General features: G+C 60.1%; 21 protein-coding genes. 3 read left to right on the top strand and 18 right to left on the bottom strand.

The features are described 5' to 3' along the window. Nucleotides 1–126 precede the first annotated feature (126 nt). The 4 genes from F506_RS03650 to petA form a co-directional block, all read right to left on the bottom strand. Nucleotides 127–738, bottom strand: coding sequence for a glutathione S-transferase N-terminal domain-containing protein (locus tag F506_RS03650; protein WP_053195382.1), 612 nt, complete (start codon nt 736–738; stop codon nt 127–129). 249 nt (nt 739–987) lie between these two features. Continuing rightward, nucleotides 988–1,752 (bottom strand): cytochrome c1, encoded by a 765-nt coding sequence (locus F506_RS03645; protein ID WP_053195381.1) that lies wholly within the window; start codon nt 1,750–1,752, stop codon nt 988–990. A 22-nt stretch (nt 1,753–1,774) separates the two neighbouring features. Next, the gene (locus F506_RS03640) at nt 1,775–3,181 is read right to left on the bottom strand and encodes a cytochrome b (protein ID WP_053195380.1); all 1,407 of its coding nucleotides are present in this window, start codon (nt 3,179–3,181) and stop codon (nt 1,775–1,777) included. Between the two features lie 2 nt (nt 3,182–3,183). Next, nucleotides 3,184–3,792: a ubiquinol-cytochrome c reductase iron-sulfur subunit gene (gene petA / locus F506_RS03635; RefSeq protein ID WP_053195379.1), complete on the bottom strand. Its 609-nt coding sequence runs from the start codon at nt 3,790–3,792 to the stop codon at nt 3,184–3,186. A gap of 255 nt (nt 3,793–4,047) precedes the next feature. On the opposite strand from petA, the gene mscL reads away from it, so the two are divergent. Then, a complete protein-coding gene (mscL, locus tag F506_RS03630; RefSeq protein ID WP_053195378.1) occupies nt 4,048–4,479 on the top strand; it encodes a large conductance mechanosensitive channel protein MscL in 432 nt (143 codons plus the stop codon). Nucleotides 4,480–4,548: 69 nt separating this feature from the next. Here mscL and F506_RS03625 read toward each other — a convergent pair whose 3' ends face one another. Beyond that, a complete protein-coding gene (locus F506_RS03625; RefSeq protein ID WP_053195377.1) occupies nt 4,549–5,319 on the bottom strand; it encodes a Nif3-like dinuclear metal center hexameric protein in 771 nt (256 codons plus the stop codon). Nucleotides 5,320–5,344: 25 nt separating this feature from the next. Between F506_RS03625 and F506_RS03620 the strand changes: the two genes are divergently transcribed. Together F506_RS03620 and F506_RS03615 are read left to right on the top strand one after the other, a co-directional pair. Continuing rightward, nucleotides 5,345–6,517, top strand: a complete 1,173-nt coding sequence (locus tag F506_RS03620; RefSeq protein WP_053195376.1) for a Do family serine endopeptidase — start codon at nt 5,345–5,347, stop codon at nt 6,515–6,517. 14 nt (nt 6,518–6,531) lie between these two features. After that, a complete protein-coding gene (locus tag F506_RS03615; RefSeq protein WP_053195375.1) occupies nt 6,532–7,218 on the top strand; it encodes a DUF2461 domain-containing protein in 687 nt (228 codons plus the stop codon). Nucleotides 7,219–7,298: 80 nt separating this feature from the next. Here the strand turns inward: F506_RS03615 and tatC are convergent, their stop codons facing one another. The 13 genes from tatC to hisD form a co-directional block, all read right to left on the bottom strand. Continuing rightward, entirely contained in the window at nt 7,299–8,072 is a 774-nt protein-coding gene (gene tatC / locus F506_RS03610) for a twin-arginine translocase subunit TatC (RefSeq protein WP_053195374.1), read from the bottom strand. A 42-nt stretch (nt 8,073–8,114) separates the two neighbouring features. Next, nucleotides 8,115–8,615, bottom strand: a complete 501-nt coding sequence (gene tatB / locus F506_RS03605) for a Sec-independent protein translocase protein TatB (RefSeq protein WP_053195373.1) — start codon at nt 8,613–8,615, stop codon at nt 8,115–8,117. A 139-nt stretch (nt 8,616–8,754) separates the two neighbouring features. Next, the gene (tatA, locus tag F506_RS03600) at nt 8,755–8,976 is read right to left on the bottom strand and encodes a Sec-independent protein translocase subunit TatA (protein ID WP_053195372.1); all 222 of its coding nucleotides are present in this window, start codon (nt 8,974–8,976) and stop codon (nt 8,755–8,757) included. A gap of 83 nt (nt 8,977–9,059) precedes the next feature. Beyond that, on the bottom strand, nt 9,060–9,443 hold the full coding sequence (locus tag F506_RS03595; RefSeq protein ID WP_053195371.1) for a histidine triad nucleotide-binding protein: 384 nt from the start codon (nt 9,441–9,443) through the stop codon (nt 9,060–9,062). Between the two features lie 78 nt (nt 9,444–9,521). Continuing rightward, complete coding sequence (locus F506_RS03590; protein ID WP_053195370.1) at nt 9,522–9,866, bottom strand: phosphoribosyl-ATP diphosphatase; 345 nt, start codon at nt 9,864–9,866, stop codon at nt 9,522–9,524. Next, entirely contained in the window at nt 9,863–10,327 is a 465-nt protein-coding gene (hisI, locus tag F506_RS03585; protein WP_053195369.1) for a phosphoribosyl-AMP cyclohydrolase, read from the bottom strand. The genes F506_RS03590 and hisI overlap by 4 nt, the downstream gene beginning before the upstream one ends. Next, nucleotides 10,324–11,088 (bottom strand): imidazole glycerol phosphate synthase subunit HisF, encoded by a 765-nt coding sequence (gene hisF, locus F506_RS03580; RefSeq protein WP_053195368.1) that lies wholly within the window; start codon nt 11,086–11,088, stop codon nt 10,324–10,326. The genes hisI and hisF overlap by 4 nt, the downstream gene beginning before the upstream one ends. Then, entirely contained in the window at nt 11,085–11,876 is a 792-nt protein-coding gene (gene hisA / locus F506_RS03575; RefSeq protein WP_053195367.1) for a 1-(5-phosphoribosyl)-5-[(5-phosphoribosylamino)methylideneamino]imidazole-4-carboxamide isomerase, read from the bottom strand. Before hisA ends, hisF begins: the two co-directional genes overlap by 4 nt. A gap of 107 nt (nt 11,877–11,983) precedes the next feature. Continuing rightward, entirely contained in the window at nt 11,984–12,622 is a 639-nt protein-coding gene (hisH, locus tag F506_RS03570) for an imidazole glycerol phosphate synthase subunit HisH (protein WP_083457561.1), read from the bottom strand. Between the two features lie 63 nt (nt 12,623–12,685). Further along, nucleotides 12,686–13,282, bottom strand: coding sequence for an imidazoleglycerol-phosphate dehydratase HisB (hisB, locus tag F506_RS03565; protein WP_053195365.1), 597 nt, complete (start codon nt 13,280–13,282; stop codon nt 12,686–12,688). Between the two features lie 34 nt (nt 13,283–13,316). Beyond that, nucleotides 13,317–14,405 (bottom strand): histidinol-phosphate transaminase, encoded by a 1,089-nt coding sequence (gene hisC / locus F506_RS03560; RefSeq protein ID WP_053195364.1) that lies wholly within the window; start codon nt 14,403–14,405, stop codon nt 13,317–13,319. Continuing rightward, nucleotides 14,386–15,276 (bottom strand): DNA-methyltransferase, encoded by an 891-nt coding sequence (locus tag F506_RS03555; protein WP_407638210.1) that lies wholly within the window; start codon nt 15,274–15,276, stop codon nt 14,386–14,388. Before F506_RS03555 ends, hisC begins: the two co-directional genes overlap by 20 nt. Next, entirely contained in the window at nt 15,224–16,537 is a 1,314-nt protein-coding gene (gene hisD, locus F506_RS03550) for a histidinol dehydrogenase (RefSeq protein ID WP_053195362.1), read from the bottom strand. Before hisD ends, F506_RS03555 begins: the two co-directional genes overlap by 53 nt. Nucleotides 16,538–16,539: the final 2 nt, after the last annotated feature.

The following is a 16,539-nucleotide window of genomic DNA, read 5'->3' as shown; positions in this document are numbered from 1 at the left end:
GGAAAGACGAACTGCGCTTGCTTGCGCTGAGGCGGCAGTCCTAAATGCGTTCGCCGATTGTCCCTTGTGTGGATCAACCGGCGAGGCGCAATGATACTGATGTTGCTTGCTGCTGGACTCTGTCGATTAACGACGCATGACCTTTTCGGAAGGCGTCAGCGCTTCGATGTAGGCCGGACGCGAGAAGATGCGTTCGGCGTACTTCATCAGCGGTGCTGCGGTCTTCGACAGTTCGATGCCGTAGTGGTCGAGACGCCAGAGCAACGGCGCCAGCGCGACGTCGAGCATGGAGAATTCGTCGCCGAGCATGTACTTGTTCTTCAGGAACAGCGGCGCCAGCGTGGTCAGGCGATCGCGGATTTCTGCGCGGGCCTTTTCGTGGGCTTTTTCTGCGCCCTTGGTCTTTTCGTTTTCCAGCGTGTGGACGTGGATGAACAATTCCTTTTCGAAATTGAACAGCATCAGGCGTGCACGCGCGCGCATCAGCGGATCGGCCGGCATCAGCTGCGGATGCGGGAAACGTTCGTCGATGTATTCGTTGATGATGTTGGATTCGTACAGCACCAAGTCGCGTTCGACCAGGATCGGCACTTGGCCGTAGGGGTTCATGACCGAAATATCTTCCGGCTTGTTGAACAGGTCGACGTCGCGAATTTCAAAGTCCATGCCCTTTTCGAACAGGACGAGGCGGCAACGTTGCGAGAATGGGCAAGTTGTGCCCGAGTAGAGAACCATCATTTTTGTAGTGCCTTAGAAACAAAGGGGTGAGACGCCGTACGCCTCACCCCGATACGTACACCCGCAGACTGCGCGGGCACGAAAAACTCTGCCTTGGAACCTGTTTACGATATGTAGCGAGAGGCCGTCAGCCGGTGTCGGACGGAGCGGAGCTCAGTTGGAACCCTTGGAATGTACTTGAGTACATGAGGATTCCGAGCACCGCCCGACGCCGGATCACGGCCTCGCAGTAAGATCGTGAACAGGTTCTTACTTGACTTCTTTCCAGAAGGAGGCGTTCAGACGCCATGCCAACACCAGGAACAAGCCCAGGAACAGCAAAACCCAGACGCCGAGGCGCTTACGCGTATTTTGCGCGGGTTCGCCCATCCATTGCAAGTAGCCGACCAGATCCCCCACCGCATTGTCGTATTCGACCGCGGATAACTTGCCTGGTTTCAACTGTTCAAAACCCACAAATTTATGGATGGTCTTGCCTTCATCATGCGGATCTTTCTCTTCTGCAAACTTCGGTGCCCGGATGCCTTGCAGTTCCCACAGGACGTGCGGCATGCCGACGTTCGGGAAAACCATGTTGTTCCAACCGGTCGGACGGGAGTCGTCCTTGTAGTAGGTGCGCAGGTAAGTGTAGATCCAGTCAGGGCCGGAACCGGCTTCGGAGGCCTTGGCGCGGGCGATCACGGACAAGTCCGGAGGAACTGCGCCGAACCATGCCTTGGCGTCTTGCGGCAGCATGGTGGTTTTCATCAGGTCGCCGACTTTTTCACCGGTGAACAACAGGTTGTTCTTGATCTGGTCTTCGGTCAGGCCGATATCGCGCAGGCGGTTGTAACGCATGGCCGATGCCGAGTGGCAGTTCAGGCAATAGTTGACGAACAGCTTGGCGCCGTTTTGCAGCGACGACACATCGGTGGTGCGATTCGGCGCCTTGTCCAGCGGATAGCCGCCTTCGTTGGCGTAAGCCAGCGCCGGCAGCAGCACGAGAGTCGCGATCAGTCTTTTCAGCAATGTCATTTTTATCCTCTTGGCGGCTGGCTTAGTGCGGATGATAGGTAACGCGGTCGGGAACCGGCTTGAACCGACCCAATGCGCTCCACCATGGCATCAACAGGAAGAAGCCGAAATAGATGAAGGTGCCGATCTGAGCGATCATGGTGCCGACGGCGGTCGGCGGTTGCACGCCGAGGTAGCCGAGAACCACGAAGGCGATACCGAAGACCAGGTAGACATATTTGTGCCAGCTTGGACGATAGCGGATCGACTTGACTTGCGAATGATCGAGCCACGGCAGGCCGCCGAGGATCATGACGGACACGCCCATCAGGACGACGCCCCAGAACTTGGCGTCGAAGATGGCCATGCCGGCAATCACGGCCACGCCGATGACGATCGCGGCGATCTTGAAGACGCCGCTGCGCTGGGAGCGGAACACCAGCAGCGCGACGTAAGCGGCGACACCGGCCATCAGGTAGGCCATGAAGTCGGAAGTCGTTGCACGCAGGATCGAGTAAAACGGCGTGAAATACCAGACCGGTGCGATGTGCGGTGGCGTCTTCAGCGAATCGGCCGGGACGAAGTTGTTGTATTCGAGGAAGTAGCCACCCATTTCCGGCGCGAAGAACACGACGGCGGTGAAGACGATCAGGAACACGGCAACCGCCATGACGTCATGCACGGAGTAGTAAGGATGGAACGGTACGCCGTCCAGCGGAACGCCGTTGGCGTCCAGCTTTTCCTTGATTTCAACGCCGTCCGGGTTGTTCGAGCCGACTTCGTGCAGCGCGATGATGTGCGCCACGACCAGGCCGATCAGCACCAGCGGAATGGCGATCACGTGGAACGAGAAGAAGCGGTTCAGCGTGGCGTCGGACACGACGTAGTCGCCGCGGATCCACAGCGACAGGTCAGGCCCGATGAAAGGAATCGCGCCGAACAGGTTGACGATCACCTGTGCGCCCCAGTACGACATCTGGCCCCATGGCAGCAGATAGCCCATGAAGGCTTCGCCCATCAGGCACAGGAAGATGGCGACGCCGAACAGCCAGACCAGTTCGCGCGGTTTGCGATAGGAACCGTACAGCAGTCCGCGCACCATGTGCAGGTAGACCACGATGAAGAACGCCGACGCGCCGGTCGAGTGCATGTAGCGCACCAGCCAGCCCCACGGGACGTCGCGCATGATGTATTCGACCGAAGCGAACGCCAGCGTGGCGTCGGGCTTGTAGTGCATCACCAGGAAAATCCCGGTCACGATCTGAATGACCAGCACCAGCAGCGCCAGCGAACCGAAGGCGTACCAGAAGTTGAAATTCTTGGGAGCGTAATACTCGGAAAGGTGTGCTTTCCAAGTGGAAGTCAGCGGGAAGCGGGAGTCAACCCAGTTCAATGCTTTGGCGGATACCGGAGCGTCTTTGGGCAATTGTTTTTCTTGGAATGCAGCCATGATTACGCCTCGCCTTTCTCATCTTTGCCGATGACCAGTTTGGTGTCACCTTCAAACATGTACCGTGGAACCTGGAGGTTGTCTGGGGACGGTTTGTTCTTGTAGACCCGGCCCGCCAGGTCGAACGTTGAACCGTGGCAAGGACACAGAAAACCGCCCTGCCAGTCGTCCGGCAGCGACGGTTGCGCGCCGGTCTGGAATTTGGAGCTGGGCGAGCAGCCGAGGTGCGGGCAGATGCCGACCACGACCAGCAGGTCCTTCTTGATTGAACGCCATTCGTTGAGGGCGTATTCGGGTGTGGTCGAGAATTCCGTGCGCTTGGATTCCGGGTCAGCCACCTGGGCATCGACCTTCTTGAGCGACTCGATCATTTCCGGCGTACGCTTGAGGATCCACACCGGCTTGCCGCGCCACTCCACGGTGCGCATTTCGCCCGGCGTCAACGTGGAAATATCTACTTCAACCGGTGCACCGGCGGCTTTGGCGCGCTCTGATGGTTGAAATGTGGAAACAAAAGCCCCCGCTGTAGCCAATCCAGCCACACCACCCGCCGCACAAGTCGCGACGAGCAATCCGCGTCGACTGGAGTCGACCTGTTTTTCGTTACTCATACCAACCCCAATTAGTGAAAATACGAAAACTGCACGGAACTTCCAGCAACCCTAGATTATAACTAACCTGGGATGCCTTTTAAAGCGAATAAAATTCGGGAAATGCAATTTATGGAACTTTTTTAATATTTCAAGTCTTCCATAGGGAAATGTCTCGTGCTTGGTATTGTGCAATAAATTGCCAGCAATTTACTTTTTAATCGAAGCACGATATAACCGACTGCATCGTTTTGCAACAATTTCTAGGAGAAAAAGATGAGCATGATGCAAGAATTCCGCACTTTCGCGCTAAAGGGAAACGTCGTCGACCTGGCAGTCGGTGTGATTATCGGCGGCGCGTTCGGCAAGATCGTCGAATCGCTGGTGCAGGACATCATCATGCCGGTGGTGGGCCGCATCTTCGGCGGACTGGATTTCGCCAACTATTACTTGCCGCTCAACGGCCAGGGTACGCAGCTGACGCTGGTGGAAGCGAAGAAAGCCGGCGCGGTCTTCGCCTACGGCAATTTCCTGACTATTCTGATCAATTTCCTGATCCTGGCCTTCATCATTTTTCAGATGGTGCGCATGATCAACAAGGCGCGCGACCTGGCCTCGCATGAAAAGGATGCAGAACCTGCTGCTCCCGCCGCGCCGCCGGAAGACATCGTGCTGCTGCGCGAAATCCGCGATTCGCTCAGGAAGTGAGCGCACGCTGATGCTGCTTCAACGAAAAAGCCCGCGCGATGCGGGCTTTTTTCATGGGTCGGGCGACAATCAGACCGGGTTGTCGACGTCGACGAACTGATGCCGGATGCCGAAACGGTCGGCCACGTGCGCACCCAGCGCCTGTACTCCGTAGCGCTCGGTCGCGTGATGGCCGGCGGCGATGTAGGCGACGCCGGTTTCGCGCGCCAGATGCACGGTCGGCTCGGAGATCTCGCCACTGATGTAGACCGAGGCGCCGGCGGCGATGGCGTCACCCAGGAAACCCTGCGCGGCGCCGGTGCACCAGGCGATCTTGCCGAGCGCCTGGCCGGGCTCGCCGATCAGCAACGGTGCGCGGCCGAGACGGCGCTCGATCAGGAGTGCCAGGTCGCCGACCGTCGCGATATTGGCGTCGGCTTCAGGCACCCCAAGCCAGCCCAGCTTCTCTTCGCCGAAACGATCGCTGCCGGCCAGACTCAACTGGCGCGCCAGTTGCGCGTTGTTGCCCAGTTCCGGATGGCCGTCCAAGGGCAAATGGTAGGCGAACAAGTTGACGTCGTTGGCCAGCAGCGCCTTGAGCCGCTTGTGCTTGGTGCCGATCACGCGCGCATCTTCACCACGCCAGAAATAGCCGTGATGCACCAGGATGGCGTCGGCCTTGAGATCAAGCGCCGCCTCGATCAGCGCCTGGCTGGCCGTGACGCCGCTGACGACCAGGCCGATTTCGGCGCGCCCTTCCACCTGTAGCCCATTTGGGCAATAATCGCGGTATTGTGCGATATTCAGCGTTTGCGCCAGGTAGTTGGCAAGTTCATCCCTAGTGACTGTGCGCAGGGTCATCTTTCATCCTCATCTTTATTTCAATATGCGACGTTTTTGGCTGTTGTTTGCGCAAACCGTGACTGTCGGTTTGGCGGTCTGGTTCATTGTAGCTACCTTGAAGCCCGATTGGGCGAGCGGTTCGCTCGGTTCCCGGGTCCGTTCCGCCTCCTCCACGGTGCAAATGCAGGAAGCCGCACCCGGTGCGCCGACGCCGAACTCCTATCGCGACGCCGCCCGCCAGGCCATGCCGTCGGTGGTCAACATTTTCACCACGACGGAAGCGCGGCCGCAAAAAAATCCGTTCATGGATGACCCGTTCTTCAAGAAATTCTTTGGCGATCAATTCGAAGACCAGCAGCAAGACGACAAGCAATCCAGCCTCGGCTCGGGCGTCATCGTCAGCCCGCAGGGCTATATCCTGACCAACAACCATGTGGTCGAAGCGGCCGATGAAATCGAAGTGGCGCTGGCCGACGGCCGCAAGGCGTCCGCCAAGGTTGTCGGCACCGATCCCGAGACCGATCTCGCCGTCATCAAGATCAATCTGCCGAACCTGCCGGCAATCACGCTGGCGCATGTCGAGCAGGCCACCGTCGGCGACATCGTGCTGGCCATCGGCAATCCCTTCGGCGTCGGCCAGACCGTGACCATGGGCATCATCTCGGCGCTGGGCCGCAATCACCTCGGCATCAACACCTTCGAGAATTTCATCCAGACCGATGCGGCCATCAATCCGGGCAACTCCGGCGGCGCGCTGGTCGATACCAACGGCAACCTGCTGGGCATCAACACGGCGATTTATTCGCGCACGGGCGGCAACCTCGGCATCGGCTTTGCCATTCCGGTGTCAACCGCGAAGACCGTGATGGAGGCCATCATCAATCACGGCCAGGTGGTGCGCGGCTGGATCGGCGTCGAGCCGCAGGACATCACGCCCGAGCTGGCCGAGAGCTTCGGCCTGACCAAGAAGACCGGCGCCATTATCGCCGGCGTGCTCAAGAACGGTCCTGCCGACAAGGCCGGCATGAAGCCGGGCGACATTCTCATCAGCGTGCAAGACAAGCCGGTCACCGACACCACCGAAATGCTGAACCTGATCGCCCAGCTGGTGCCGGGCCAGAAGGCGAAGATGACGGTATTGCGCAAGGCGCAGGAAACCACGCTGGAAATCGTCGTCGGCAAACGTCCGCCGCCAAAACGTGAAGAACGAGAGTAAGGAAAGAACGCAACATGCATATCCGTGACCTGACGCAATTTCTCGCCGAGCTGTCGGAGAACAACAACCGCGCGTGGTTCGTGATGAACAAGCCGCGCTACGACATCCTGCGCGCGGAGTTCCTCGAACTGGTGACGCAGCTGATCGCCGACATCAGCAAGTTCGATCCCATCATGGCCGGCTGCAATCCGAAGAAGGCGCTGTTCCGCATCAACCGCGACATGCGCTTCTCGCACGACAAGAGCCCCTACAAGACGCATTTCTCGGCATCGCTGACGGCAAGCGGATTGAAGAAGCCGAGTTCCGGCGGCGGTCCGGCTTACTACTTCCACATCGACGCCGACGGCCAGCTGCTGATCGCCGGCGGGGAATACATGCCGCCGTCGGACCGCCTGCGCGCGATTCGCCAGCGCGTGATCGAAGACGCCGCCGGCTTCAGCAAGGTGATCAGGAACAAGACCATCAAGGACAACTACGGCGGCTTGCAGGAAGAAGGCAAGCTGACGCGCCCGCCCAAGGGTTTCGACGCCGACAGCCCGCATCTCGAATACATCAAGCTCAAGAACTTCATTGTCTGGAAGGAATCGAGCCTGAAGAAAAAGATCCCGGCCGATATCGGCAAGGAAGTGCTGGCCGGATTCAAGGATGCCTATCCTCTGGTGAGCTGGCTGCGCCAGGTGCCACTGATCATTGCGGAGTGAGTCAACCCGCCGCAAGACAAAAAAAGGCCACTGCATGCAGTGGCCTTTTCAATTCTTTTCAATGCCGAGGTTGGCGCCGGTCAGCTGCCGACGGCGTCTTCGCGCTCTTCCGGCGCGCGCGTGGCCTTTTCGAAGATCGGCGCCACCAGCAGGCCGACTTCATACAGCAGGCACAGCGGCACGGCCAGCATCAGTTGGCTCATGATGTCCGGCGGCGTCACCACGGCGGCGATGACGAAGGCACCGACCACGACGTAGGGACGGATCTGCTTGAGTTTGGCCAGCGGCACCAGGCCCATGCGTACCAGCACGATGACGATGATCGGCACTTCGAAGGTGATGCCGAACGCCAGGAACATGGTCAGCACGAAATCGACATAGCTATCGATATCCGGCGCCACCGAGACCGACTTCGGCGCGAAGTTGTTGATGAACGGGAACACCACGCCGAACACGAAGAAGTAGCAGAACGCCACGCCCATGACGAACAGCAGCGAGGATGAAATCACCAGCGGCGCCACCAGGCGCTTCTCATGCGAATACAAACCCGGCGCGACGAAGGCCCACATCTGGTACAGCACCCACGGCAGCGCGATCATGAAGGCCATCAGCATGGTGACCTTCACCGGTATCAGGAACGGCGTGATGACGCCGGTGGCGATCATCTTGCTGCCGGCCGGCAGAGCGTGAATCATCGGCGCCGCCAGCAGATCGAAGATATGCGCGGACCACGGCATCATGCACAGGAAAATGATGAGCACCGCAGCCGACGCTTTCACCACGCGGCTGCGCAATTCGATCAGATGCGAAATGAAGGTATCTTCGCCACCTGACGTTTTCTGTTCTTCGGCCATGGAATTACTGCAGGAATAGGATGGAAAACAAGTCCATCGGGATTAGAAAAAACCGGCCGATTTGCCGGCGCCGATAGGACGATATTTGGCCACGCGCGCTGCGGCGGAAATCACGCGGGTGCGGCGGCCGCTCTGATTCTTGTACCAGGAAGGAACGCCCGAGGTGCGCGCCAGTTTCTTCTTGCGGAAATTCTTGGCCTTGATGACCAGCGCTTCCGGACTTGGCGTGGTGCTCCAACTGGTGCTGCTGCCGGAACTGCTCTCGCTCCAGGCGTCATGGATGGAATTCTCGGCGTCGGCGACGCTCTTGGAAATGCTGCTGTGGACGTCGCTGGCGGCGTCCTGCACATCCTTTTGCATCTTGCGCAGTTCTTCCAGCTCGATCTCGCGGCTGACTTCCGTCTTGACCTCGTTGATGTAGCGTTGTGCGCGTCCGAACAGCGAACCGGCCATGCGCGCCACCTTGGGCAGGCGCTCGGGACCGATCACGACCAGTGCGACGACACCGATGAGAGCCAGCTTGGAAAGACCAATATCAATCATTGCGAGGGTAACAATCGAAAGTGAATGCCGTAAAAAATCAGCGTGCGCGGGGGCGGCTGCAGGGCATCAGAAACAACGATAGCCCGCGCAACTTCACCAAGCCACAAGCAGCGAAGCAGTGCGGGCGTCGGCGGAAGACTCAGCTGCCGGATTTTTCTTTGTCTTTGGCTTGCACGTCGATGATGGTCTGATCCTTGGCGACGGGCTTTTCCTTGTCTTCTTCTTCGCCCTTGACGCCGTCCTTGAAACCCTTGACGGCTTTGCCGAGGTCGGAGCCCATGTTGCCCAGCTTCTTCGTGCCGAACACCACCATGACGATCACCAGAACAATCAACCAATGCCAGATACTGAACGAACCCATTTTTCTCTCCTAAGCGGACACGCGTGCCCTGTATTCAAATAAATCTTTGTTGCAATATTCCTGCCAGGCCGGATGCGCTGTCCTTATCCCTGCAGCACGGACTTGGTGCGCCATGGATGGGCGCCGCCAATGACATGCATGTGGAGATGGTACACCTCTTGGCCGCCGTCCGGGCCTGTATTGAAAAGCGTCTTGAAACCGCCGGTCTTGTTGCCGGTCGCGTCAAGCTGGTAGCCGCATCCCTGTTCCTGCGCCAGTTTCGGCGCAAGCAAGGCCATTTTACCCAATAGCGCCGCATGTTTCTCGCCGCAATCGGCCAAGGTGGCGACGTGCAGCTTGGGAATGATCAGGAAATGCACCGGCGCGGCCGGATTGATGTCGTGGAACGCCAGCACGTCTTCGTCTTCATAGACCTTCTTCGACGGGATCTCTCCGGCGGCGATCTTGCAAAAAATACAGTTGTCCAAAGCTGCTCCTCCTGGGGATGTTGCGGTCGTTTGCCGCTTTTTGCGGTCGTGAATTCTTATGCGTTGATACGATGCTGCTTATGCGTCTGCCGGACGGGCAGCCTTCTCTTCGAGGCCGGACAAGCCTTCGCGGCGCGCCAGTTCGTTGAGCACGTCTTGCGGCTTGAGGCCGAAATGCGCCAGCATGACCATCGAGTGGAACCACAGGTCGGCGCACTCGTAGAGCACCTTCGAAGAGTCGCCGCTGACGCGCGCATCCTTGGCGGCCATGATGGTTTCAGCGGCTTCTTCGCCGATCTTTTTCAGGATGGCGTCGTCGCCCTTGGAAAACAGCTTGGCGACATAGGACGTGGCGGGGTCGCCGCCGTTGGCCAGCTTGCGCGACTCGATCACGTCGGCAAGGCGGCGCAGTGTTTCACTCATGGCGTTACCTTGGGGGCTGTCTTGGCAATTGTCTTGCGCACGCGCTTCGGCTTTTCTTTTTCCGGCGCCGCTTCGTTGCCCGTCAGCACCGGTTCGACGGTCTGCCATTCGCCCGTCTCGGCGTTGCCTTCGAACTTCTGGAAGAAGCAGGAATGGCGGCCGGTGTGGCAGGCGATGCCGGCGACCTGCTCGACCTTGAGCAGGACCACATCCTCGTCGCAATCGAGGCGGATCTCGTGCACCTTCTGGAAATGACCTGATTCTTCACCCTTGTGCCACAGTTTCTTGCGCGAGCGGCTCCAGTACACCGCTTCGCCGGTCTGCACGGTACGGGCCAGCGCTTCGCGGTTCATCCAGGCGAACATCAGCACGTCGTTGGAGCCGACTTCCTGGGCGATCACCGGCACCAGGCCGACTTCGTCCCATTTCACCTTGTTCAGCCACTTTGCACTGATGCTCATGCCAGCCTCATCGGAATATTTTGATCCGCCATAAAACGTTTCGCTTCCTGCACGGTGTGTTGGCCATAATGGAAAATACTCGCCGCCAGCACGGCATCGGCCTTGCCCTGCTTGATGCCGTCGGCCAGATCCTGCAGGCCGCCGACGCCGCCCGAGGCGATCACGGGAATCGCCACCGCATCCGACACCGCGCGCGTAAGCGCCAGGTCAAAGCCGCTGCGAGTGCCGTCGCGGTCCATGCTGGTCAGCAGAATTTCACCGGCGCCGAGTTGCGCCATCTTGCGCGCCCATTCGACTGCGTCCAGCCCGGTGGCGTTGCGGCCGCCGTGCGTGAACACTTCCCACTTGCCTTCGCCGGTACGCTTGGCGTCGATCGCCACCACGATGCATTGCGAGCCGTATTTGCCCGCGGCATCCTCCACCAGCTGCGGATTGGTTACCGCGGAGGTGTTGATGCCGACCTTGTCGGCACCCGCATTGAGCAAGCGCCGCACATCGTCAACTGCACGCACGCCACCGCCGACGGTCAGCGGGATGAAGACCTGCGACGCCACCGCTTCGATGATGTCGAGGAGCAGGCCGCGGCCGTCCGAGGAAGCGGTGATGTCGAGGAAGGTGATTTCGTCCGCGCCCTGTTCGTCGTACCGGCGCGCGATCTCAACCGGGTCGCCGGCATCGCGCAACTCGAGGAAATTGACGCCCTTGACGACCCGTCCGGCCGTCACGTCGAGACAGGGGATGATGCGTTTTGCGAGTGTCATGATGGTTCGCTGCCGGCCCCTTCGGACTCCGTCAATTGGTCGGCGCGATCCTGCGCCGAGCTCAGGTCCAGCGTGCCTTCGTAGATCGAACGGCCGCAGATGACCGCTTCGATGCCTTCGTCCTGCACGCCGCACAAGGCTTCCACGTCCTTGATGTTGTGCACGCCGCCGGAGGCGATGATCGGGATCGAGACCGCCTGCGCCAGGCGCACGGTGGCTTCGATGTTGACGCCGCCCATCATGCCGTCGCGGCCGATGTCGGTGTAGACGATGGCTTCGCAGCCGTAGCCTTCGAACTTCTGCGCCAGGTCGATCACTTCATGTCCGGACAGTTTGCTCCAGCCGTCGGTGGCGACCTTGCCGTCCTTGGCATCGAGGCCGACGATGATCTGGCCCGGGAATGCGCTGCAGGCGTCGTGCAGGAAGCCCGGATTCTTCACCGCGGCGGTGCCGATGATGATGTAGGACAGGCCGTCGTCGAGATAGCGCTCGATGGTGTCGAGATCGCGGATGCCGCCGCCCAGCTGCACGGGGATTTCCTCGACGTCGTTCTCGACGGCGAAATCACGCACCGCCTTGAGGATGGCCTTGACGGCCGATTCGTTCTTCGGCTTGCCGGCGAAGGCGCCGTTGAGGTCGACCAGATGCAGGCGACGCGCGCCTTGCAGCAGCCAGTGCCGCGCCATTTCGGCAGGGTCCTGGGAGAATACGGTGGCTTGGTCCATATCGCCTTGCTTCAGGCGAACGCAATGACCGTCTTTCAGGTCGATGGCAGGTATCAGCAGCATGGCTACGGTAATGACGTTGAGTAAGTGAAGGACAGGTCAGCGCAATATGTTCGATACGCACATGGCTTGCCGGTTGGAAAAAGAACTGGGCGAAAATTAAGCAAAAATCAAGGTTTCCAGTGTACGAAATTCCGGTACAGCTGCAAACCCGCAGCGGCACTTTTTTCCGGATGGAATTGTGTTGCAAAAATATTATCGCGGGCCACGGCGCAAGCGAACGGCGCACCGTACACCGTCTCGCCGACGGTATGGGCGCTCTCTCCCGGTTGCGCGTAATAGCTATGCACGAAATAAAAGTAAGCCTGTTCATCAACGCCCTGCCAGAGCGGATGCGCGACTTTCTGATGCACGCGGTTCCAGCCCATTTGCGGCACCTTGAAACGCGAACCGTCTTCCTGGATCTGGCCATCGAGCTGGAAGCGGACCACCTTCCCGGGTAGCAAGCCGAGGCCGGGCGTATCGCCTTCTTCGCTCCAGTCGAACAGCATCTGCTCGCCGACGCACACACCGAACAGCGGCTTGCTGCGCGAGGCCGCAAGCACCGCATCCTGCACGCCGGACTCGCGCAGACTGCGCATGCAGTCCGGCATCGCTCCCTGGCCGGGCAGCACCACGCGGTCGGCGGCTTCGATGTCGGCGACTTCGCCGGAGATGCGTACGTCGGCTTCAGGCGCGACATGGCGCAGGGCTTGCGCGACCGAGCGCAGGTTGCCCATTCCGTAATCCACTACAACAATTTTATTCATATCGAAAAATGCAAAAGCACGGAAAGCGCCGATGGCGGAACGGACTGTCCCGCCCGACTCACATTACAGGCTGCCTTTGGTGGAAGGAATCGTTCCCGCCGAACGCGGATCGAGTTCAATCGCCATGCGCAGGGCGCGGCCAAAAGCCTTGAATACGGTTTCGCATTGATGGTGCGCGTTGATGCCGCGCAGATTGTCCACATGCAGCGTGACTTGCGCATGATTGACAAAACCATGGAAGAACTCGCTGGTCAGGTCGACGTCGAAGCCGCCGATCATGGAGCGGGTAAAGGGGATGTGATATTCCAGGCCTGGACGGCCGGAGAAGTCGATCACCACGCGCGACAGCGCTTCATCCAGCGGCACGTAGGCATGGCCGTAGCGGCGGATGCCCTTCTTGTCGCCGATGGCCTTGGCGAAGGCCTGGCCCAGCGTGATGCCGACGTCTTCCACGGTGTGGTGCGCATCGATGTGCAGGTCGCCCTTGGCCTCGATGTCGAGGTCGATCAAACCGTGGCGTGCGATCTGGTCCAGCATGTGATCGAGGAAGGGCACGCCGGTATCCAGCTTTTGCTGGCCGGTGCCATCCAGGTTGATCGCGACGCGGATTTGCGTCTCGTTGGTGTTGCGGACGACTTCTGCAGTTCGTGGAGTTGACATGATCAGGGTAAAACAGACATTACAAAAGTGATTCCTAGATGCGCTCTTGAAGCGATTCTTTCAAGGCGATCAGGAACAGGGAATTCTCTTCGGGCGTACTGACATTGACTCTGAGGCAATTTTGCAGCGATGGATGCATTTTACCGGCATTTTTGACTAATACCTTACGTTGCAACAGTCCGGCGAATACTTTATCCGCATTTGCCAGCCGGATCAGCAGGAAATTGGCGGCGGACGGGAACACTTCAATACCGTCAAGCTCCACCAGCGCCGCAGCCAGAGCGGTACGCGCATTGCGCAGGGCCGCCGCCTGACGGTCCAGTTCCGCCGTGTGATCAAGCACGAACTCGGCCGCCGCCTGCGTCAGCACGTTGATGTTATAAGGCGGCCGCACCTTGTCGAATTCCTGCAACAAAGCCGCCCCGGCGGCCATATAGCCGAGCCGGATGCCGGCCAGGCCGAGCTTGGAGACGGTACGCATGACCACCAGATTGTTGAATTCCGGCAAGCGCGGCATGAAGCTTTCCTGCGCGAACGGCTGGTAGGCTTCATCGACCACCACGATGCCGTCGTCGCCGACGGCGCGGATCACCGCCTCGATATCGGCGGCGTCATACAGCGTGCCGGTCGGGTTGTTCGGATAGGCCAGATAGGTAATCGCCGGCCGATGTTCGGCGATCGCCGCCAGCATGGCGTCCCTGTCGAGCGTGAAGTCGGCCTTGAGCGGCACGCCGATGTACTCGAGCCCGGCGAATCTCGCCGACACGCCGTACATCACGAAGCCCGGCTCCGGCGCCAGCACTTTGGCGCCGGCCTGGGCGCACGCCACCGAGACAATGGAAATCAGTTCATCCGAACCATTGCCCAGCAGCACGTCGAAGCCTGCCGGCACGCCCATGTGGCGGCACAGCTGTTCCTTTAGCCGCGTGTAGGACGGCACCGGATAGCGGTTCAGCGCCACTGCGGCCAGCCGTTGTCCGAGTTCGTCGCGCAAGGCCTGCGACAAGGTGTACGGATTTTCCATGGCGTCGAGTTTGACGAAGCCGGCGGCGTCCGGCACCGGATAGGCGGACAGCGCGCGCACATCGGCACGGATAATGCGTTCAACCAGTGACTTGCTCATCGGATGTCTGTGTCGAAATGGGATCGAGATCTGCCACGCGCTGTTCGATCAGCGCGCAATAAGCCGGGTTCAGTTCAAAGCCGACAAACTGGCGGCCGCAACGCCTTGCCGCCACCGCCGTGGTGCCGCTGCCCATGAAGGGATCGAGCACCACGCCGCCGGCCGGGCACGACGCCTTGATCATGCGCTCGACGATTTCGAGCGGCTTCTGGGTCGGATGGTCGGCCCGCTCCTTGTGCTCGCGATGCAGGCGCGACACGCTCCAGACGTCTTTCGGGTTGTAGCCCATCTCCAGCCACTTGGCGCCGACGAAGATCGAGCGCGAGCGCGCCTTCTTGGTCTGGGCGTCATAAGGGATACGGATGGCGTCGAGGTCGAAATAGTAGTCCTTTGCCCGCGCGAAAAAACCGATGGTGTCGTGCACCGAGGAATACTTGCGCGTGCTGCCGCCCATCGACGGCACGCGGCGGTCCCAGACGATTTCGTTGAGCATGGTCATGCGCCGCTTGAGCATGACGAAAATCTCCGGCGAATAGCGCCAGGTCAGGAAAATGTAAAGACTGCCGTTCGGCTTGAGCTTGGGAAGCGCGGCATCGATCCACTGCTCGGTCCAGGCCAGGTAAGCGTCGTTATCGAGCTTGTCGGAATCGTTGCCGTAATCCTTGCCAAGACCGTAAGGCGGATCGGCGATCAGCAGGTCGATCTCACCATCGGGAATGCGCGCCAGGCCCTCCAGCGCATCTTCGCAAAAAACACGGTCGCGCCAGCTCATCGCCGACCCGGCAGGGCTGGCTGAGTTGACTGAGCGCGCAGCGTCGTCATTTGAGGCGCAACTCGGCGGAGCGGGCGTGCGCCTGCAAGCCTTCGCCATAAGCCAGCTCGGCGGCGACCTTGCCCAAGGTCTGGGCGCCGGCTTCGCTGACCTGGATGATGCTGGAGCGCTTCTGGAAATCATAGACGCCCAGCGGCGACGAGAAACGCGCGGTGCGCGAGGTCGGCAGCACGTGGTTCGGACCGGCGCAATAGTCGCCCAGCGCCTCGGACGAAAACCGTCCGAGGAACATGGCGCCGGCATGGCGGATCTTGTCGGCCCATTGCTGCGGCTGCTCGGCGGAGATTTCCAGATGCTCGGCAGCGATCGCATTGGCGATCTCGCAGGCTTCGTCCATGTCGCGCACTTTCACCAGCGCGCCGCGATCGGTCAGCGAGGTGCGGATCACGTCCTTGCGCGGCATGGCGTCGAGTTGCTTGTTGATGCTGGCTTCGACCCTGGCGATGTAATCGGCGTCCGGACACAGCAGGATGGATTGCGCCAGTTCGTCATGCTCGGCTTGCGAGAATAAATCCATGGCGATCCAGTCGGGATCGGTGCTGCCGTCGCAAATCACGAGGATCTCGGAGGGACCGGCGATCATGTCGATGCCAACCGTACCGAACACGCGGCGCTTGGCGGCGGCAACATAGGCATTGCCGGGGCCGACGATCTTGTCGACTTGCGGAATCGTGTCGGTGCCGTAGGCCAGCGCACCGACGGCTTGCGCGCCGCCGATGGTGAACACGCGATCGACGCCGGCGATGGCCGCAGCGGCCAGCACCAGTTCATTCTTCACGCCGTCCGGAGTCGGCACCACCATGATGACTTCCTGCACGCCGGCGACCTTGGCCGGGATGGCGTTCATCAATACCGACGACGGATAGGCAGCCTTGCCGCCCGGCACGTAAATGCCGACACGGTCGAGCGGCGTGACCTTCTGGCCCAGCACGGTGCCGTCGGCTTCGGTATAGAGGAAACCGTCGGAGCCGCATTCCTTCTTCTGGCGCTCATGGTAGGCGCGCACGCGGTCGGCGGCGGTCTGCAAGGCGGCGCGGCGCGCGGCGGGCAAACCGTCCAGCGCTTTTTTCAACTCGTCCTGGCCGATTTCCAGTGCGGAAACGGCGGTCGCGGACAGGCGATCGAAACGGTTGGTGTATTCCAGCACAGCAGCATCGCCGCGCGCCTTGACGTCGGCCAGGATGCCGGCGGCGGCGCGATCGATGGCCTCGTCTTCGCCGGCTTCAAATGCCAGCACGGACGACAGCTTCTGCCTGAAGCCGGCGTCGGTGGAATCGAGTTTTCGGATTGCTATGCCCATGA

It is taken from the genome of Herbaspirillum hiltneri N3, assembly GCF_001267925.1.
Lineage (GTDB): Bacteria > Pseudomonadota > Gammaproteobacteria > Burkholderiales > Burkholderiaceae_D > Herbaspirillum > Herbaspirillum hiltneri.
The sequence above is the reverse complement of the archived record's forward strand: the minus strand, read 5'-3'. Positions and strand labels throughout refer to the sequence as shown.